Origin of the sequence: Alcaligenes faecalis (assembly GCF_005311025.1) — a bacterium.
Lineage (GTDB): Bacteria > Pseudomonadota > Gammaproteobacteria > Burkholderiales > Burkholderiaceae_B > Alcaligenes > Alcaligenes phenolicus.
The window spans coordinates 3,091,472-3,110,327 of the sequence record NZ_CP031747.1 but is presented as its reverse complement, the minus strand read 5'-3'; the positions used below and the strand labels follow the sequence as shown (position 1 = coordinate 3,110,327).

At 56.3% G+C, this 18,856-nt stretch carries 22 protein-coding genes; 13 read left to right on the top strand and 9 right to left on the bottom strand.

The window, feature by feature from the left end; genetic code table 11:
• Positions 1-18: 18 nt before the first annotated feature.
• Positions 19-1,395 carry a DEAD/DEAH box helicase gene (locus D0C27_RS14270; protein WP_080748056.1) on the top strand — a complete coding sequence of 459 codons (1,377 nt, stop codon included), beginning with the start codon at positions 19-21 and terminating at the stop codon, positions 1,393-1,395.
• Here D0C27_RS14270 and D0C27_RS14265 read toward each other — a convergent pair.
• The gene (locus D0C27_RS14265; protein WP_009460093.1) at positions 1,375-1,764 is read right to left on the bottom strand and encodes a thioredoxin family protein; all 390 of its coding nucleotides are present in this window, start codon (positions 1,762-1,764) and stop codon (positions 1,375-1,377) included. The two genes, D0C27_RS14270 and D0C27_RS14265, sit on opposite strands and share 21 nt — an antisense overlap.
• 73 nt (positions 1,765-1,837) lie before the next feature.
• On the opposite strand from D0C27_RS14265, the gene D0C27_RS14260 reads away from it, so the two are divergent.
• The 4 genes from D0C27_RS14260 (at position 1,838) to phaP (ending at position 5,170) form a co-directional block, all read left to right on the top strand.
• On the top strand, positions 1,838-2,656 hold the full coding sequence (locus tag D0C27_RS14260) for an EI24 domain-containing protein (RefSeq protein ID WP_035271921.1): 819 nt from the start codon (positions 1,838-1,840) through the stop codon (positions 2,654-2,656).
• The gene (locus D0C27_RS14255) at positions 2,646-3,455 is read left to right on the top strand and encodes a competence/damage-inducible protein A (RefSeq protein ID WP_083053154.1); all 810 of its coding nucleotides are present in this window, start codon (positions 2,646-2,648) and stop codon (positions 3,453-3,455) included. The genes D0C27_RS14260 and D0C27_RS14255 overlap by 11 nt, the downstream gene beginning before the upstream one ends.
• 121 nt (positions 3,456-3,576) lie before the next feature.
• Positions 3,577-4,326, top strand: a complete 750-nt coding sequence (locus D0C27_RS14250) for an IclR family transcriptional regulator (protein WP_035271925.1) — start codon at positions 3,577-3,579, stop codon at positions 4,324-4,326.
• 244 nt (positions 4,327-4,570) lie between these two features.
• On the top strand, positions 4,571-5,170 hold the full coding sequence (gene phaP / locus D0C27_RS14245) for a TIGR01841 family phasin (protein WP_009460089.1): 600 nt from the start codon (positions 4,571-4,573) through the stop codon (positions 5,168-5,170).
• A gap of 134 nt (positions 5,171-5,304) precedes the next feature.
• Here phaP and D0C27_RS14240 read toward each other — a convergent pair whose 3' ends face one another.
• From D0C27_RS14240 to D0C27_RS14215, 6 genes are all read right to left on the bottom strand, one after another.
• Positions 5,305-6,339 carry a quinone-dependent dihydroorotate dehydrogenase gene (locus tag D0C27_RS14240; protein ID WP_115634016.1) on the bottom strand — a complete coding sequence of 345 codons (1,035 nt, stop codon included), beginning with the start codon at positions 6,337-6,339 and terminating at the stop codon, positions 5,305-5,307.
• Between the two features lie 21 nt (positions 6,340-6,360).
• Positions 6,361-7,083 carry an arginyltransferase gene (locus D0C27_RS14235; RefSeq protein ID WP_137431217.1) on the bottom strand — a complete coding sequence of 241 codons (723 nt, stop codon included), beginning with the start codon at positions 7,081-7,083 and terminating at the stop codon, positions 6,361-6,363.
• 48 nt (positions 7,084-7,131) lie between these two features.
• Positions 7,132-7,860, bottom strand: a complete 729-nt coding sequence (gene aat, locus D0C27_RS14230; protein ID WP_035271930.1) for a leucyl/phenylalanyl-tRNA--protein transferase — start codon at positions 7,858-7,860, stop codon at positions 7,132-7,134.
• Between the two features lie 2 nt (positions 7,861-7,862).
• A complete protein-coding gene (locus D0C27_RS14225; protein ID WP_009460085.1) occupies positions 7,863-8,453 on the bottom strand; it encodes an NUDIX hydrolase in 591 nt (196 codons plus the stop codon).
• Between the two features lie 20 nt (positions 8,454-8,473).
• A complete protein-coding gene (locus D0C27_RS14220) occupies positions 8,474-9,076 on the bottom strand; it encodes a DUF2946 family protein (RefSeq protein ID WP_137431216.1) in 603 nt (200 codons plus the stop codon).
• Positions 9,077-9,187: 111 nt separating this feature from the next.
• Complete coding sequence (locus tag D0C27_RS14215; RefSeq protein WP_021446953.1) at positions 9,188-9,745, bottom strand: MarR family winged helix-turn-helix transcriptional regulator; 558 nt, start codon at positions 9,743-9,745, stop codon at positions 9,188-9,190.
• Between the two features lie 839 nt (positions 9,746-10,584).
• Between D0C27_RS14215 and aspA the strand changes: the two genes are divergently transcribed.
• The 3 genes from aspA (at position 10,585) to hppD (ending at position 14,245) form a co-directional block, all read left to right on the top strand.
• Entirely contained in the window at positions 10,585-12,003 is a 1,419-nt protein-coding gene (gene aspA, locus D0C27_RS14210; protein WP_009460082.1) for an aspartate ammonia-lyase, read from the top strand.
• 147 nt (positions 12,004-12,150) lie between these two features.
• A complete protein-coding gene (locus D0C27_RS14205) occupies positions 12,151-12,900 on the top strand; it encodes a sulfite exporter TauE/SafE family protein (protein ID WP_137431636.1) in 750 nt (249 codons plus the stop codon).
• A gap of 268 nt (positions 12,901-13,168) precedes the next feature.
• Positions 13,169-14,245, top strand: coding sequence for a 4-hydroxyphenylpyruvate dioxygenase (gene hppD, locus D0C27_RS14200; protein WP_026484753.1), 1,077 nt, complete (start codon positions 13,169-13,171; stop codon positions 14,243-14,245).
• A gap of 98 nt (positions 14,246-14,343) precedes the next feature.
• On the opposite strand, the gene D0C27_RS14195 is transcribed toward hppD, so the two are convergent.
• Complete coding sequence (locus D0C27_RS14195) at positions 14,344-15,477, bottom strand: HPP family protein (protein ID WP_009460080.1); 1,134 nt, start codon at positions 15,475-15,477, stop codon at positions 14,344-14,346.
• Positions 15,478-15,532: 55 nt separating this feature from the next.
• A complete protein-coding gene (locus D0C27_RS14190) occupies positions 15,533-15,973 on the bottom strand; it encodes a hypothetical protein (protein ID WP_035271935.1) in 441 nt (146 codons plus the stop codon).
• A gap of 127 nt (positions 15,974-16,100) precedes the next feature.
• Between D0C27_RS14190 and gspG the strand changes: the two genes are divergently transcribed.
• Genes gspG through gspK form a run of 5 tightly spaced genes read left to right on the top strand, consistent with a single transcriptional unit; the run spans position 16,101 to position 18,852 of the window.
• Positions 16,101-16,571 carry a type II secretion system major pseudopilin GspG gene (gspG, locus tag D0C27_RS14185; protein WP_021446951.1) on the top strand — a complete coding sequence of 157 codons (471 nt, stop codon included), beginning with the start codon at positions 16,101-16,103 and terminating at the stop codon, positions 16,569-16,571.
• A 1-nt stretch (position 16,572) separates the two neighbouring features.
• Positions 16,573-17,043 carry a prepilin-type N-terminal cleavage/methylation domain-containing protein gene (locus tag D0C27_RS14180; RefSeq protein WP_026484756.1) on the top strand — a complete coding sequence of 157 codons (471 nt, stop codon included), beginning with the start codon at positions 16,573-16,575 and terminating at the stop codon, positions 17,041-17,043.
• Positions 17,040-17,399, top strand: coding sequence for a type II secretion system minor pseudopilin GspI (gspI, locus tag D0C27_RS14175; protein ID WP_083053158.1), 360 nt, complete (start codon positions 17,040-17,042; stop codon positions 17,397-17,399). Before D0C27_RS14180 ends, gspI begins: the two co-directional genes overlap by 4 nt.
• A complete protein-coding gene (locus D0C27_RS14170; protein ID WP_115634012.1) occupies positions 17,396-17,995 on the top strand; it encodes a PulJ/GspJ family protein in 600 nt (199 codons plus the stop codon). The genes gspI and D0C27_RS14170 overlap by 4 nt, the downstream gene beginning before the upstream one ends.
• Entirely contained in the window at positions 17,992-18,852 is an 861-nt protein-coding gene (gene gspK, locus D0C27_RS14165) for a type II secretion system minor pseudopilin GspK (protein WP_035271940.1), read from the top strand. Before D0C27_RS14170 ends, gspK begins: the two co-directional genes overlap by 4 nt.
• Positions 18,853-18,856: the final 4 nt, after the last annotated feature.

The following is an 18,856-nucleotide window of genomic DNA, read 5'->3' as shown; positions in this document are numbered from 1 at the left end:
AGCCGACTTTTTGCGTACATGACAGATAAAACTCCTTCGACCCCCAATGACCTTACGTTTGCTGATTTCGGTCTGCACCCTGGAATATTAAGCGCCGTTACCGAGGCGGGATATTCCAAGCCTACGCCTATTCAGGCCGAGGCGATTCCCGTGGTGCTGGCCGGCCGTGATGTCATGGGGGCAGCCCAGACGGGTACAGGTAAGACGGCAGCCTTTTCCTTGCCTATCCTGAATCGTCTGATGGCGCACGCCACGACCAGCGCTTCGCCCGCCCGCCACCCGGTGCGGGCTTTGGTGTTGACACCAACACGCGAGCTGGCCGACCAGGTGGCCGAGAGCATTGCGCTCTACAGCAAATCGGTCCCCTTGCGCTCGACGGTAGTGTTCGGTGGTGTGGATATTGGTCCGCAAAAAGAAGCCCTGCGCCGTGGTGTTGAAATTGTCATCGCCACCCCAGGTCGTCTGCTTGATCACATTGATCAGCGCACGATCAACTTGAGTCAGGTCAGCATTCTGGTGCTGGATGAAGCTGATCGCATGCTGGATATGGGCTTCCTGCCCGATCTGGACCGTATTGTTTCCTTGCTGCCGAAGAATCGTCAGGGCCTGTTGTTCTCGGCGACGTTCAGCAAGGAAATCCGCAAGCTGGCCCGCAACTTTCTGAATGATCCGGTCGAGATCGAAGTGGCTGCCCGTAACGCGACCGCATCGACAGTCACCCAGGTGGTGTACCCCATGTCGGCGGACGAGAAGCGTCGTGCCGTGGCGCATCTGATCAAGACCAAGAAGCTGACCCAGACTATCGTCTTTTCCAATACCAAGATTGGTGCTGGTCAACTGGCCCGCTATCTGGAGCGTGAAGGCATCAAGGCGGAATCCATCCACGGCAATAAAAGCCAGCTGGAGCGCATGAAGGTATTGGACGCCTTCAAGAGCGGCAGTGTGGATGTATTGGTGGCAACCGATGTGGCCGCCCGCGGTCTGGACGTGGCCGGTATGCCCTGCGTGATCAACGTGGACTTGCCGTACAACGCTGAAGATTATGTGCACCGTATTGGCCGTACTGGTCGTGCTGGCGCCTCGGGTGAAGCCATTGCCCTGATGGCTCCTGATGAAGAGCATTTGCTGCAAGAAATTGAGAAGCTGATTGGCACGGCTGTGCCACGTCTGAAGCTGGATCTGCCAGCGGCTGCCTCCTCGTCCCGTTCCGGTTCCAACCGTCACGAGCGTGGCGAGCGTCGTTCGTATCAGTCGAACACGCCACCCGTGGATGAATTTTTCCTCAAGCCTTACGAGCCATCGACCGCTGCTGCGCCCAAGCCAGCGGTGACGACTCCTTCCAATACAACGCGCAAGCGTTCGGTGGGTGTGCTGTTAGGCGGCGGCCGCTACTAAGGCGCGCAAATCCCCAGGCCCGGCATCAACGACCGGGCTGCGTTCGGAGATGCTGTGCACCAGACGCTCCAGATGTTCGATATGAGGCAGCATGGGACCGTAGAAAACGGTCCCATTTTCGTTCTGGATCAGCAGCGTGGGGAAATCTTCAATATCTTCATCGCCCACTAGCTCGGGCTGCTCTTCAATATCAATCCAGATCAGGCAAGCCTGGGGAAACTGTGTGGCCAAAGCCTCAAAAGCGGGTTGATACTGCTGACAGGTTTTGCACCATTCGGCGCAGAAACAGGCAATCAACAAAGCATCGGGTTCGGCTTGCAGGTGGGCCGCCAGGGCGGTCAGATCGTGTTGGGCGTTGAACAAGGCCATAATTTCATACAGACAAAAAGAAGCGACTGTGTCTATGATACTCGGGTAATCGATTTTGCTTAGCAGGAGCAGTATGTCCGTATCTTCGTCTGCCCCATCGCGATCGGGCCCTGCTGGCGGTTGGGCCAGCATCTCCATCGCCTTCAAGCGTTCTTTGGTGTCGCAATTTCAGCCACGCATGCTGGTGGCCCTGGTCATGCCTTTCCTGATCATGTTTGTGGGCCTGATTTTACTGAGCTGGCTATTGTGGACCCCCATTCAGACCTGGTTGCTGGAGCTGCTGGGGGGCTGGAATGCCTTTGAATCCGTGGATCAGTGGTTGGTGGGCTTGGGCCTGTTCTCGCTGAAAGTGTATCTGGCGCCCTTGTTGGCTTTAGGCATCTTGTTGCCTCTGGCCGGTGTGTTGGGCCTGATTATTGCCGCTGTGCTGGTCATGCCTTTGGTCCTGGGCCATTTGCAGCAGAAAGACTATCCCGATCTGATCAAGCAAGGCCACAATGCCACGGTCTACAGCGTCTGGAACGCGGTGTGGGTGGGAACCTTGTTTGTAGTGGGTTGGCTGGTCACCTTGCCGTTATGGATTTTTCCTCCTTTTGCGCTGATTTTGCCCGTGCTGTGGTGGGTTTTTGCCCTGACGCGCATGTTGCGGGTGGATTCCCTGGTTGAGCACGCGAATGTGCAAGAGCGCAAATATCTGTGGTCCCGTCTGAATAGCCAGTACTGGTTGATCGGTCTGATCTTTGCCCTCTTGAATCTGATTCCACCGGCCTGGCTGGTCTTGCCTGTGTTCTCGGCTCTGGTATTTGCCCACTTCTCTTTGGAAAATCTTCGTCGCCTGCGCCAGCACGAGGCAGCAGCGGCTTCTACTACGCTTATTGACCATGACAACTAAGGATCAAGCCATTATTCGTCTGATTATTATTGGCGACGAAATCCTGTCGGGACGTCGCTACGATAAACACTTTTCAAAACTGATCGAGCTGCTGGGGGCCAGGGGCTTGCAACTGGGGGGCGCCCAGATTATCCCTGATGATCTGGATACGATTGCCGCCACCCTGGAGCGCAGTTTTGCGACGCCGGATATTGTGTTTTGCTGTGGTGGGATTGGTGCGACACCAGATGATCAGACCCGCCAGGCGGCGGCCAAGGCTTTGGGTGTGGAGCTGAAGCTGCATCCCGAGGCCGCAGCCTTGATTGCTGAGCGCTGTGCTGAAAATGAGCGTAATGGCGTGGGTAGTGCGGATATGTCCTTGCCCGAGAACCAGCAGCGCTTGCAGATGGGGGTGTTTCCGGTGGGTGCTGAAATTGTGCCCAATGTCTACAACAAGATTCCCGGTTTTTTCATTCGCAATCACACCTTCATGCCGGGTTTTCCTGTGATGGCCTGGCCCATGATGGAGTGGACGCTGGATACTCGCTATCGGGAACTGCACCATCTGGCTCATCGAGTCGAACACTCTTTCCTGGCCTTTAACTTGCCAGAGTCGCGTATTACGCCGGCCATGGAGCATGTAGAGCTGAATTGGCCAGGTGTGAAAGCGTTTAGCCTGCCCAGCGTGGGGGAAGCGGGCGGACAGCCACATATTGATCTGGGCGTTAAAGGGGAGCCGGAACCGGCGGCAGAGGCCTTGGCCTATTTGCGCCAGCAGGTGCTGGACTTGGGCGGGAGCTTGAGCCCTGCGCTAAAATAGCGCTTGCCAAGCGCGCGACCATTTCATATTATGGAATTTGTTGCGTTGCATCATAATTCTCCTAATAATGACAACAAATTCCTTTACGCCCTCAGGCGCGTCGTCAAACAATGGTGGTCAGATGTCGATCCAGGTTCTGGAACGCGCCATGATTCTATTGGACGAACTGGCCAAGCAATCTGAGCCAGTGGCATTGAAGAATCTGGCGGCTGCAACTGGCCTGCATACCTCAACCACTCACCGTATCCTGAACGATCTGGTGGTGGGACGTTATGTGGAGCGCGTGGACAGCGGTTTATACCGACTGGGCATGCGTTTGCTGGAGCTGGGCTCCCTGGTTAAAGGCCGTCTGAATGTGCGTGCGGCTTCCCTGGCCCCCATGCGCGAGCTGCACAAGTACACCGGACAAACGGTGAATCTGTCCTTGCAGCAGGGCGATGAAATTGTCTATGTGGAACGTTCCTGGAGCGAGAGCTCGGGTATGCAGGTGGTGCGCGCCATTGGTGGCCATGCACCTTTGCATTTGACCTCGACCGGCAAGCTGTTTCTGGCTTCCTGGGAACCGCGTCAGGTGCGGGCCTACGTCATGCGTACTGGCCTGGCCGGTGCGACTCGTAACAGCATTACTCAACTGGAATTGCTGGAGCGCGAATTGGCGCAAGTTCGTCGTCTGGGCTATGCCCGCGATAACGAGGAGCTGGAGATGGGTGTGCGCTGTATTGCGGCTGGTGTGTATGACGACACCGGCAAGCTTTTGGCCGGTCTGTCTTTATCTGCTCCGGCCGAGCGTTTGCACGACGACTGGATTCCCGTTTTGCTGAATACCGCCGCTAAAATTTCCGAAACGCTGGGATACGACAAACAGCGTTAAGTCTGTGTTTTAGTGTTGTTTTTCCAGTCTTGATTACAAGTCCATGACGGTTTTGTTGCAGCGCAACAAATTACGTTGACTTTGTTTTGGATAGCGCTTAAAGTTGAATTGTTGCGGTGCAACATAGAAGGTTTGCCTTGCGTAGTTGCGAATGGGCCGGGCCTTCTTCAGACCCTTGTCTAGTAACACTGACACTAATTTCACGCTGGCTTGACCCAGGCCACGTATCTCCAAGGAAAACATCATGAGTGCTATTCCACAAAACGTACTGGAATCCCAACAAGCTACTTTGAACAACCTGTTCGCTGCTCAAGGTCAATTGCTGCAAGGCTTTGAAAAGCTGGTTGGTCTGAACCTGAATCTGCTGCGCAGCTCGCTGGAACAAGCGGCTGGCCAATCCCAGCAAGTTATCAACGCCAAAGACGTGCAAGACGTTGTGGCCCTGTCGCAAAGCGTGGCCAAGCCTAATGCTGCCCAGGCTCTGGAATACGGCAAAAGCGTTTACGACATCTTCTCCGATCTGCAACTGAACCTGTCGCGCATCGCTGAAGCTCAACTGGCTCAAGGTCAACAGCACGCTGCTGACGCTATCGACCAGCTGGCCAAAAACGCACCTACCGGTACCGAAAGCGCTGTTGCTTTGCTGAAGTCTTCCTTCGCCACGGCTTCCAACGCGGCTGAAACCGTTGTCAAGGCTGCTCGCCAAGCTGCTGATGCTGCTGAAAGCAACATCCAGGCTGCTACCAACGCCAGCCTGAAAGCTGCTGCTCAAGTCACCGAAGCCAGCAATAAAACCGTTGAAGCGGCTGCCGCTGCGGCAACGGCTGCTACCAGCAAGAAGTAAGTCTTTGCTGGTCTGATTTAATCAGGCGCTAAAGAAAAAGCCAGCTCATCGAGCTGGCTTTTTTCTTGCTTGCCGTGCCAGTAGTGAACTTGCTTCAGGATGCTAGTGCCCGCGTCACGCGGGCACGTTGCGTTTTACAGGGCGCGAATGCACTCGGAGATCAGGGCGGGGCCTTTGTAAATCAAGCCAGTATATAGCTGTACTGCTTGGGCTCCGGCTTGGATCTTTTCCTGAGCCTGACGGCCAGATTCAATACCACCCACACCAATAATCGGGAAGTCGGGGCCTAGTTGCTCGCGCAGACGACGAATGACGTTCAAGGATAATTCGTGCACGGGTGGGCCGGACAAGCCGCCTTGCTCCTGAGCGTGACGCAAACCCTGTACGGCATCGCGCGACAAGGTGGTATTGGTGGCAATAATGCCGTCCAGACCTTGCGAGGGAACCGTGTCCGCAATGGCATCAATTTGCGATTGATCCAGGTCAGGAGCGATTTTCACCACGATAGGCACATAGCGTTGGTGCTCTTGTGCCAATTCCGTACGTAGCGCTTGCAAGGAACCGAGCAGACGGGCCAGTTCATCCTGAGCCTGCAAGGCACGCAGGTTTTGCGTGTTGGGTGAGGAGATATTCACAGTAACGTAATCAGCGTGGGGGTAGACCGCACGCAGACACGTCAGATAGTCCTGATCGGCCTGCTCAATGGGGGTAGTCGCGTTTTTGCCAATGTTCAGACCCAGAATGCCGCCTTGCGAGCGGAACTGGCTTTTACGCACATTATCAATAAAGGTATCCAGGCCGTGGTTGTTAAAGCCAAAACGATTGATCAGGCTATTGGCTTCAGGCAAGCGGAACAGGCGTGGTTTGGCATTGCCGGGCTGCGCTTTCGGGGTCACTGTACCAACTTCGACAAAGCCAAAGCCCAGTGCGCCCAGGGCATCAATATGCGCGCCATTCTTATCCAGGCCTGCGGCCAGACCCACAGGATTGCGCAGCTTCAAACCCATCAGTTCCAGAGGCTTGCTGGGCAGGTCTTTCAGCAAACTGCCCAAAATAGGAGTTTGGTGGGCGCAATGCAGGGATTTCAGAGTCAGTTCGTGAGCGTGTTCAGCATCCAGACTGAACAGCACCCGGCGAGCCAAGGGATAAAGGCTGAATAGGGCAGACATGGGGATCGATAAAAGAGGACGTTAAGCCAGCCATTCCCAACGACCTTTTATCAGGAGCTGGTAGGGGCGAAAGCGGGTTTTGTAGGCCATTTTACGGCTTTCTTCGATCCAGTAGCCTAAATAGAGCCAGGGCAGGGATTGTTGACGGCAATAGTCCAACTGCCAGAGCACGGCGTAGGTGCCCAGACTGCCGGTGTCGTCGGGATCAAAAAAGGTATAAACAGCGGAAAGCCCGTCTTGCAGCACGTCGATGACGGCCACAATTTTCAAGGTACCGTCGGGCTCACGAAACTCCAGCAGACGCGAAGTGACATGGCTGGCCAGCAGAAACTGGGCGTACTGGGACTGATCGTCCTCGTCCATGCCGGCGCCGGGGTGTCGACTGGCCTGGTAACGGCGGTACAGCTCGTAGTGTTCGGCATTCCAGTGCAGGGGCAGATCTTGTACGACCAGATTGCCGTGGCGTTTTGTGGCACGGCGCTGGGCTCGGTCGGGCTGAAAATGCAGGGTGTCACAACGCAGGGGCAGGCAAGCGCGGCACTGGTCGCAATAGGGGCGATAGGTGAAGGTGCCGCTGCGTCGAAAGCCTTGCTGGACCAGCTTGGAGTAAACCGTGTCGTTAATCAGGTGAGCAGGAGCGGCAACCAGCGAGCGTGCCTGTTGTTCTGGCAGGTAACTGCAACGATAGCTGGCCGTGGAATAGAATTGCAGCGTTTGGGGACTGGGTGCTTTGGGATAATTCATGCGACTCTGCCAAGCGTGATAGAGCCATTATGGGATGCTCGCGCCAGCCTAGCAAGTTGGGGGCAGGCCTAGTTGCAATGCCCCGCGCGGCCAGACCGGGCTGGGTTGATCTTTGGCCCAGCTCAGGGCAGCCATAAAGTCTTTCCGGGGGATGGGGCTGGCACCCAGACTGGCCAGATGCGATGTCTCTTGCTGGCAGTCTATATACGGGATGCCCGCGAACTTCAGAAACTCCACCAGATGGGCCAGGGCGATCTTGCTGGCATCGGTTTGCAAGGCAAACATGGATTCGCCAAAGAAAAAGCGGCCCAGATTCACCCCATACAAACCGCCGACCAGCTTGCCGTCCATCCAGGTTTCTACGCTGTGGGCGTAGCCACTGTGGTGCAAAGCTGTATAGACCTGCTCAATATCCGGGCTGATCCAGGTGCCGGTCGCACTACGTTGGGCGGCGCATTGGCCTATGACTTGCTCAAAGGCCAGATCGCAGGTGACTCGGATAGGGGCGTCGTCCTGATCTTGCTGCCGTGCAATCTGGCGCAGTTTTTTGCCCAGGGAGCGGGAAATCTTGAATTGATCGACCTCCAGCACCATGCGCGGATCAGGAGACCACCACAGAACCGGGTCGCCAGGGCTGTACCAGGGAAACATGCCCTGGCTATAGGCTTCCAGGAGGCGTGGAACGCTTAAATCCAGACCGGCAGCCACCAGCCCTTCGGGGCTGGCGTGTTCAGGGCTGGGCAGGGCCTGATCAGGAGCGACCCATACAAGCGACATGATCAGCCGTGGTCGCGGGGGGCGATATCAAATTCGTGAATCTGGAAGCGGCCTGCCTTGTGGTCTTCGACGTAACGCTCCAGGGTGGCGGTTACGGTGCGAAAAGCCAGGTTGTCCCAAGGGATGTCGTCCAGGTGGAAGAAACGGGCTTCCAGGGACTCCGGACCGGGGTCCAGCACGTCGCTGATGACTTTGGCCAGGTAGTACACGTGAACTTGTTCAGCGTAAGGCACGCTGATAACGGTAAAGAGCGGGCCGGGTTCGACTTGCGCACCCGCTTCCTCGCCCATTTCACGCAAGGCGCCTTGCCCCAGCGTTTCGCCCAGCTCCATGAAACCGGCGGGCAAGGTCCAGGTGTTGTAGCGCGGCTCGATGGCGCGACGGCACAGCAAGACCTGATCGTCCTTCCACATGGGCACAATACCGACCACATTGCGGGGATTCTGGTAGTGCACCGCGCCGCAATTTTCGCAGACATCACGCATGCGGTTATCGTCCGGGGGCACCAGGCGTGTCAATTTGCTGCCACATTGATTGCAGAAGTTTTGCGTGCGTGGGGCGGGGAAATAGAAAGAGGCGGATGGCTGGGTCATGCAGATTCTGTGATGGCGGTTCAAATGGGATCGGGCTCTGGCAAAACAATATACGCCAATTCCTCGGCGGGCGACACGCAGGACGACCAGACTGTCAGGGAACAGGCTTGTGGGTACGCGGGCAAGGACCAGCCTTCGCTGCGCTGGGCTTGCTCCAGATCCAGACTCTCCAGGCCGTGTTGGTCTGTGCGTAACTGTTCCAGCAGGGCAGGAACATCACGGCCCGCCAACAAGGCCGGGCCTGCGGAGCTGCGCAAATAGAGCCTGCCCTCAGCGCTGATGTACCAGGCCTGAATAGTTTCAACGGGACGGCCAGTATGGTCTTGCAAATGGGCTTGATCCTGGGCCAGGGAAACAATCAGTGGGGCCGCGTCCAGACGGACATAAACACGTTGCGGACCATTCTGGATAAACCAGCGGCCTTGTTCATCCGCCTGATAATTACGGTTGAAAAATGCCAACAAACCCTGGTGAGCAATGCGCTCGCCCACTTGCCCTGGGTGCTGGTTAGCATCGCCAGCCGGGTGATGACGCCAATGACCAGACTGATCCAAAGAGATATACCCGCTGACAGCGGGCACATTGGGCCATTTTTTCATGGCATCCATAACAGCAGCATCCATAAGTTTCAGCCTTGCAGGGACGAAAACAAAGGGTGGCACCGATACGGTTGCCACCCTTGACGGTGCAGGGTTGACGACAAGGTCGACCCTGGGGCAAGGCGAGTTTGTGCCTTAAGCCATATAACTGCGCTGCATGGTTCCGGGGATGGTGTGCGAAAGAGGCTTTTCAACTTTGATTTCCGGTGTGTCGTTGCCTTGCAGGGCTTTGGATAACAAATTGGACAAGCGTTCGCGCACGTCTTGGGGCACATGACTAAATACGCCCGATAGCCACTCGATGTAATAGGGCAGCAGGTGCTCGCACAACTCTTGTCCGGCCTCGGTGAGTTTAACAGTGAGCACGCGGCGGTCCGAGGTATTGTTCTGGCGTACCAGCAATTGCTGCTGTTCCAGCCCGTCGAGCAGGCCGGTGATGGTGGCGCGGGTCACGCCAGCTTGTTCTGCCAATAGCGCGGGGCTCAGGCCAGAGGGTTGGCGGCTAAGCAAGAACAGCAGAACCAGACGTCCTTCGGACAGACCAAATTCGTTCAGAACAGAGCTGGAAGCGCGATTAATGCTGGAGGCCAGCGACAGAACGCGTAAACACAGTTCGATATCCTCGGTTTTAGGGTGGGCCTGGCGTTGGGATTCGCTCAGGATAGTTTGATATTTCAGATCGAGTAATTTCATAGTGCTGTGCCGTTAAGGAGTGCGCGGCAAAGAGCAGTAGTTATTTAGAAAGAATCAATAAAACCCAATAAAACGGGTTTGCTTTCTTTTATTACTGAGCCGCTGCTTTTAATGTGGAAATTTATCTTATTTTTTAATTCCATTTTTACTGATTTAAACATCTTTTATTGATTAGGAATTTTCATTTAGTAAAATAAGACCAGTTTTTTTCAGTATAAGCGGCTATGGGTTTACAGAATAGTCGTAAAGCCTGTGTATACTCTTTTGCCTTCCTTTTTTTCTCAAACTGCAAGGTTTCCGGACTTCCTATCCGGGCAGCATGGGATGATTTTTGATCCTGTGTTGTGAGTCTTATGGCTTGAACGCATCAAAATGATGCAAGCGCGCAACGCTCGTGTCCAAAGCGCCAGACTCTTGTTACAGACATGATGAGTGAGCTATATCGGAGATACACCGCTAAATTAAGCGAGTTTTCAACTGTCAGTCAGGAAGAGAAGGCGGCCCAACTCAAGAAAAACCGCAAAACGACGTGCATGTGAGCGCTCGGCGTTTACAATGTTCAAAGCGCTTCCCGAGCTCGACGATGCCTTCAAAAAAGGCGGTTGGATCATTCACCCCGCTTGGCGGATTGCAATAGAGGCCCGTTTTTTACGGGCCTTTGCTTTCCGGAATTGGATACAAGCATTATCCAAAGCTTATTAGCGGTATTTGCCAGCATGTCCCCGAGCCCCTGCCAAGTTCGCAAGAAATGGTAGGGCTTTGTTCCGTTTGTAGTCCGGGATTGAGTATGAGGCGTATCAAAAAAGTCTTGCTATCGTTATTAAGGAAACGAAGGAATTATGAGTCAGTTCCGTATCGAACATGATTTGCTGGGAGACCGCCAAGTCCCCGATGAAGTCTATTATGGTGTTCATACCTTGCGTGCCAAGGAGAATTTCCACATTACCGGTACGCCTATTTCAACTTACCCGGAACTGATTAATGCTCTGGCGCTGGTCAAGCAGGCAGCTGCTCAGGCCAATTTCAAACTGGGTTTGCTGGAGCAGGATAAGCACGACGCCATTGTGGCTGCATGTCAGGCCGTACAAGCGGGCAAGTGCCATGAGCATTTCGTGGTAGACATGATTCAGGGCGGCGCAGGTACCTCGACCAATATGAATGCCAACGAGGTTATCTGTAACCTGGCCTTGGAACATATGGGTCACAAGCGCGGCGAGTACCAGTATCTTCACCCCAATGAAGATGTGAACATGGCCCAAAGCACCAACGATGTCTATCCAACGGCTTTGCACCTGGCTGCCTACCGGTCGCTGGACCCGCTGTTTGCCGCCATGGAACGTCTGCGCGACGCCTTCCTGAAAAAGTCCGAGGAATTCTCCTCGTACATGAAGATTGGCCGCACTCAGTTGCAAGATGCTGTGCCCATGACCCTGGGTCAGGAGTTCAACGCCTTTGCCACCATGATCAACGAAGACATCGTGCGTCTGAAAGAATCGCGCAAGCTGATGTGTGACGTGAATCTGGGCGGTACGGCTATTGGTACCGGCATTACGGCTCACCCTGAGTATGCTCAGCTGGCTGTGGCTGCCTTGTCCGATCTGTCCGGTGTTCAACTGCGTGTCTCTGACGATTTGATCGAAGCCACTCAGGATTGCGGCGGTTTCCTGCACCTGTCGGGTGTGTTGAAGCGCGCTGCCGTCAAGCTGTCCAAGCTGTCCAACGACTTGCGTCTGCTCTCCAGCGGTCCTCGTGCTGGTATGGGTGAAATTTGTCTGCCTGCCGTGCAAGCTGGTTCGTCCATCATGCCCGGTAAAGTCAACCCCGTGATCCCTGAAGTGGTCAACCAGGTTGCCTTTGAAGTGATTGGTGCCGACATGACCGTGACCATGGCTGCTGAAGCCGGTCAGTTGCAGCTGAACGCGTTTGAGCCTGTGATTATTCACTCTCTGCTGCGTAGCATGGCTTTGTTGAGCAATGCTTGCGACACGCTGACCCAGTTCTGCGTGGTAGGTATCACTGCCAACCGTGAATGCCTGGAAAGCAATATCGAGCGTTCCATTTCCCTGGTCACCGCCTTGAACCCGTTCATCGGTTACAAAGCGGCTACCTCGGTTGCCGCCGAAGCCTTCCAGACAGGTACCAATATTCGTGACGTGGTTCTCAAGCGTGGTTTGATGGATGCCGAGACCCTGAATGACGTGTTGCGTGCCGAATCGCTGATCCAACCTCGTGATCTGCGTGCTGCTGACCCAGCCTGAACCAATCTGAACCAGGCCTGATTGGCCAGTCTTGGCCGACGCCGGTAACAGTTTGGGAAGCCTCCATTGTGGAGGCTTTTTTCTGCCCGCTCGATTCGTAAAGAGAGATACTGTCGCTTGTCTACAGGCAAGGAGCAGCGGGGGATGATGGAGTCGGTTTACTGGGCGGTGGCTGTTGGCGCCATTGTGGCGGGTTTTGTGCAGGGTTTGTCGGGCTTTGCCTTTGGCCTGGTGGCCATGTCCTGCTGGGCCTGGTTTCTGGAGCCTCAACTGGCGGCGGTGCTGGCGGTATGCGGTGCCTGGACAGGGCAGATGATTGCCGCCTTCACCCGGCGGCGTACCTCTTATTGGCAGATCCTGTTGCCGTTTCTGGCCGGCGGCCTGATTGGTGTGCCTTTGGGGACCTATTTGCTGCCTTTCCTGGATGCAGCCGTATTCAAGGCGTTTTTAGGAACCTTGATGGTGATCTGGTGCCCGATCATGCTGATGTCCAGCCGTTTGGGCCATGTGAGGGTGCGTAGCCGTCTGGCCAATGCCGTGTCGGGTTTGATAGGCGGCATCATGGGCGGGCTCGGTGGTATGACGGGGGTGATTCCTACCTTGTGGACCACCATGACCGGGCTGCCCAAAGATGATCAGCGCGCCGTTATACAAAACTTCAATCTGGCGACCTTGTCGGTAACTTTGCTGGCCTATATTGTTTCCGGTTCGATTCTGCCGTCCATGTTGCCGTCTATAGGACTGGTGATGCTGGCTGTGCTGATCCCTGTGCTGGCGGGCGCGCGCCTGTATGTGGGCATTAGCCAAAGCACGTTTCGAGCCCTTGTTTTAAGTCTGTTGACCCTGTCCGGCATTGCGATGCTGGTCTCTTCGGTACCCCAGCTGCTGGCGCGCTAGAGCAGGTGGTTGAAGCCTCTAGGGTAATGCTCTATATCGAAAAAAGGCCTGTTTACCTGATAATAAATGTCGGCGATGGGAATGCATTTCGGCTTCCCGCCCACTGGAGCAGAGCCTGTGAGGTTTCTGGGATTTCAATTGTTGTTTGGTGATCACTTGGCACGCAGTGTGCGTGGGGTATCCTGCGCGCCCCCCTGCAAGGCTTGAGCCCAAGTTTCAAGGCGTTTTTACGCCATCTTTGATTACCTGATTGCAACTGGAGTCTGCTATGACTGACTTGTTTGAAAATCCAATGGGCCTGATGGGCTTTGAGTTCATCGAATTTGCCGCTCCCCAGCCTGGTGTGATGGAACCTGTCTTCGAGATGATGGGGTTCACCAAAGTGGCGGTACACCGCTCCAAGAAAGTGTCCCTGTATCGCCAGGGCGAGATCAATCTGATCCTGAATGAAGAGCCCAAGAGCCACGCGGCTTACTTCGCCGCCGAGCATGGCCCTTCGGCCTGCGGCATGGCGTTCCGCGTGCGCGATGCGCAAAAGGCCTACGAGCGGGCGCTGGAACTGGGTGCCCAGCCTGTCGATATTCCTACCGGACCGATGGAACTGCGTCTGCCTGCCATCAAGGGTATTGGTGGTGCCCCTCTGTACCTGATCGACCGCTTTGGTGAAGGCAACTCCATCTACGACATTGACTTCGTTTACCTGGACGGCGTGGATCGTCATCCCGTGGGCGCGGGCCTGAAAGAGATCGATCACCTGACCCATAACGTGTATCGCGGCCGCATGGCTTACTGGGCCCAGTTCTATGAGCACCTGTTCAACTTCCGTGAGATTCGCTATTTCGACATCAAGGGCGAATATACCGGCCTGACGTCCAAGGCCATGACCGCCCCCGATGGCAAAATCCGCATTCCCCTGAACGAGGAATCTGCCAAGGGCTCGGGCCAGATCGAAGAATTCCTGATGCAGTTCAATGGTGAAGGCATTCAGCACGTGGCTTTCCTGACCGACGATCTGATCGCCTCCTGGGACAAGCTCAAGGCCATGGGCATGCGCTTTATGACCGCACCGCCACAAACCTATTACGAGATGCTGGAAGGCCGCCTGCCTGCACACGGTGAACCCACCGCAGAACTGCAAAGCCGTGGCATTTTGCTGGACGGCACATCGGAAGGTGGCCACCGCCGTCTCTTGCTGCAGATTTTCTCTGAAACCTTGATGGGCCCCGTGTTCTTCGAGTTTATTCAGCGCAAGGGCGATGATGGTTTTGGTGAAGGCAACTTCAAGGCCTTGTTTGAATCCATCGAGCGCGATCAGTTGCGCCGGGGTGTCTTGCAGGCCGAGTAACAAGGTTCTGCGCCTGTGCTAGACGCACGGGTGCTGATCTGTCCCCACTGTTTGGCGATGGCAAGCAGTGGGGATTTTTTTGGGCTGAATCTTTATATTCAGTCCTGCTTGCCGCGTGGTGGCTGCAGGATTCTGAACAGCTCCAGCATCAGATCAGATTGGGTAATCATGCCTACCAACTCTTTATGGTCATTGACCACAGGCATGTGACGGTGGCGGCCCTGGCTGAACAAGGGAATCAGCTCTGCCACCGACCAGTTTGCGTTGGCGGTGACGGCCGGCGCAGTCATGATCTCGGCCACTGTGGGGGCTGCACGCTGTCGGGGACTCAAGAAGCGCTTGAGTCGCTGGCGCAGATTATCCGGCTGATCCAGTCCGGCGCGTTGCAAGAAGTCCGACAGGGCCAGGATGCCAATCACGTGCTTGTTCTGATCCAGCACGGGCAAGGCCTTGATCTTGCGCTCGCGCATCATGTCCCAGGCTTGCTGCAAGGGCGTACTGACCAGGCAGGACAGAGGCGCATCATTCATCAGGGTGGAGCAGCGGCGTGTGCCCAGATTGCGTCGGAAGGCAGACTGGTGCACATAGCTGACCAGCTTTTCCAGATCATCGTGGCTGATGTTCAGCGTCTGGTTGTAGTGGCTTAAAGCCGCATCGTAATCCTGGTCCGTAAAGCGGGCTGGCGTGGCGGCTGGGCGTGTTGCGGGTTTATGTACCGGCGGATAAGCCACGCCGGTCAGGCGGTTGTACAGCATGCCCAGAAGGATCAGCACGCAGGAGTCAAACAGCACCGGAAACAGGACGAAGTCGTAGTTCTGAATACCATTCAGAGCGGGAAAGACCGCCATTGCCAGACTGGGCGGATGCACGCAGCGCAGGGCCAGCATGATGGGCATGGCAACGCAGACGGCCATCGTAATGGCAGCAATCGGATGAGGGAGCAGCACTGCACAGGTAATGCCTGTGAGTGCGCCCACCAGATTGCCCAGCAATATGTTCCAGGGCTGTGCCAACGGGCTGCTTGGCACCAGAAAAATCAGCAAGGCGCTGGCGGCCAGGGACGCCACCAACCAATGATGCGTATGTGCAAAATCCGACAGGTACAGGCTAAGAGAGGAAACCAACAGCACGCTAAGCGTGGCGCCTAGCGTCGCACGCAGCATTTCAGGGCGTGCAATGGCCAGCGACTTGGGGCGCAGGCTGTCAAACCAGTGACGAAGTAAAGCAGGCATACCCACCAGGGTGAAGAAGAAAGACAGCTTTAAATCATACTGCTAACTCTTCAATTCAGGGCTTAGCCCCTTGCTGGATACCGGGAATGATGGCGGGGCCTTTGCGCTCGGTGGCGATTTGTTGAGGCACGGCATCTACCGTAATCACAATGTGTTCGCGTTGCAGCGAATCCAGCAGCACACCCGGTGCCAGCTCCTGACCAGGGCGATACGCACGTACCGGCTGTTGATTGATGCTGAGCAGGGCTGCCCCCGCCTGGCCGCTTACGATCATGCCATGCAGACGCAACTCGGGCAGCGCGGTGCTGCCTCCAAACCACTGCGCAATTTGCTGCGTGCTGATCTGCTCGCGGTGGTCTTCTTCCAGTACCGGCGCAATGGTCCCGTCCGAGGGCAGGAACAGGTTGATCAGCAAATTGATCAGGGCCAGAGCGATACCGGCCTGACACAGACGCAACCAAAGATGTGACGGAAATATGGCGGAAATAATACCCATTTAGACTGCATCGCATAGTGCTTTGGCAGACGGCCAAGATGGCTGTCTTAAGGGCTCTTAGTGTGCGTGTGCTGCATGAAGCCCGTATGACAAGAGCTTGGGTTTTTTTGGGTAGCTTATTTCCTTCATGTCTCGATCTACTTTATCTCGCCGTCCGGCACGCCGTTTGGCCGGCTCTGTTCAGTCCCGCGCTCAACAAGGTTTTTCTCTGATTGAGGTCATGGTGGTGGTGGTCATCATGGGCATTATGGCGGCCCTGGTCGTCCCCAGTCTGATGGACCGTCCCGATCAGGCACGTGCCGTCGCCGCTCGTCAGGACATTGCTGCCCTGACACAGGCCCTGAAGCTGTACCGCCTGGATAACGGCCGTTACCCCAGTACCGCTCAAGGTTTGGCGGCACTGCACCAGCGTCCCACCCAGCCTCCCGAGCCACGCAACTGGCGTCCTTATATGGACCGCCTGCCCAACGACCCTTGGGGCAATCCGTACCAGTATCTGCAACCCGGCGTTCATGGCGAGATTGATGTGTTCTCGCTGGGGGCGGATGGGCAGGCCGGTGGGTCGGGCAGTGATGCCGACATAGGCAATTGGGACTGATGTGGCTCAGCGGGGCTTTTCCTTGATCGAGACCTTGGTGGTCTTGCTGATCGTGGGCATTGTCAGCAGCGCGGGTTTAAGCGTGCTGGTGCTGGACCGGGATCAGGGGATACAGCGAGAAGCCCGTCAACTGGCTCTGCGTCTGGCCGAACTGCAAAGCTATGTGCGTGAAAGCGGGCGTAGCGTCGCCTGGAGTGCGGATCAGCAGGGCTATCGCTTCAGCTTGATCCCGGACGCTACGGATGGTGCCAGCCCCACACCGGGCTGGCTGCGCGATCAGGCCCGCTTTGCCCAATTGTTTCCCCAACGATCCTGGACTTTGGAATCAGTGCGTGTGCGCCTGGAGCCGGCGGGACCGTGGGTTTTTGTGAATGAATGGTTGTCCGCGCCGCGTCAGCTGGAGCTGGATGATGGTCACGAGGTCCTGCATTTACGCAGCGATCCGACGGGCCGTTTTGATGTGCAGTCATGACAGAGCGTGGCATGAGTTTGATTGAAGTATTGATTGCGCTGGCGATCGTCTCGGTGGCCTTGACCGCCGGATTGCGTGCACTGGGCCTTAGCGCCTCTGGTAGCCAGGCCATGCATGAACGCAGCCTGGCTCTGTTGGCAGCCGATGGTGTGGTGGCCGAGATGCGGCTGCGCCGCCTGTTTCCCGATCCGGGTGAAACCGTTGTGCCTTGTCGTCAGGGTTCCTTGAACTTGCAGTGCAAGCAAACCGTGCAGGCCACGGCCAATCGCTTCTTTCGTCAGGTAACGGTACAAGCTTTCTTGCCCCAAGGCCCCGTGCTGGCCGAGTTGCACGCGACCTTGGCGTCCTTGCCATGACAGACGCGAGCCAGGAAGGCTTCACTTTGGTGGAAATGTTGGTGGCCCTGACCATCATGGCCTTGATCAGCCTGATGTCCTGGCGTGGCCTGGATGCGGTCTTGCACGCGGATGAGCAGCTTGGCCGACAGGCGCGCCAGACCCAGGCCTTGTTCAATGTCTTGTCCCAAATGGGCCGGGATCTGGAGTTGCATCTGCCCACCGCGCCAGGTCCTGCGGACCCGACGGGGGCGATGGCGGTGTTGCCCGCCAGTATTCGCTGGCAAGCCAAGGGTGAAGGCCCGGCCATCTTGATGATTGAACGTCGCGCCGAAGCCGGAGCGGGAACCCAGCAGATTCAATGGCGTTTGCAGCAAGGCGTGTTGCAACGGGCTATTGCCCAGGCAGGAACGGTTTACCCCTTGCCCGAGTTGGGCCCCTTGCAAGATGTGCTGGAGCAGGTCACCGCCTGGAACTTGCGTATCTGGATTCCGGCGCGTGGCTGGCAAAGCTGGCCGTGGCCCGATCAAGCCGGGGCAGCCGCTACAGGCATAGAACTGACAGTGCAGTTGGAAGGGCAGGAGCAACCGTATCGCAAAGTGGTGATGCTGCTATGAAACGGGCATCTCAACAAGGCATGGCTGTGATCAATGCGCTGGTGGTCGTGATGGCAGTGTCCATTGCCACCATGGGCATCGTCCAGCGTCAAAGTGGGCTGGCAACCCAGTTGGCCAGCGAGCGCGATTACATGCAGGCCAACTGGTTGCTGCGCGGCGCGCTGGATTGGGCTGTGCTGGTCTTGCGTCTGGACTCGCAGCGCTCCGCTGTGACGCACAAAGGTGGACTGTGGGCGCAGGCCCTGAGCGAGCTGAAGATAGAGACTCCGGACAAGACCCGTGCGGCTTACTTCTCCGGCTATATCCAGGATGAGCAGGGCAAATTCAATCTGGCTTTATTGCTGCGCGATGGCCGCATTCAGGCCCGCTATGTGCAGGCATTGGAGCAATTGCTGGGCAGTGTGCAGCAGGAACCCTCTTTGGCTTTGGAGCTGGCCCAGCGATTGGAGCGGGCACAGGCCGGGCAAGCGCCTTGGCCCTCTCATTTGCAGGATTTCTTTCCCAATGCAGAGCAACAGGCCAAGCAGCTGGAGCCATATCTGAGCTATTTGCCGCAAGCCAAATCCGTGAACGTGAATACCGCCAGTGCCCAGGTGCTGGCGGCCGTGCAGCCTTCCGTCAGCCTGGTGGAATGGCGTGGCCTCTTGGAGCAGCGCGACCGGGGCCAGTGGTTTCGGGATCAGGCCGATGTGCAGGCCCGCCTCCAACGTCAGGAGGCGCTGGAGGGGCAAACGCTGAGCGTGCGCAGTGAATGGTTTTTATTAAGTGGCGAGTTACGACTTGACCATAGCCGGGTGGCAACCCAGGCCCTGATCAACAGGGCTGCGGACCGCAGCCGGATTGTCTGGATTCGTTGAAGTG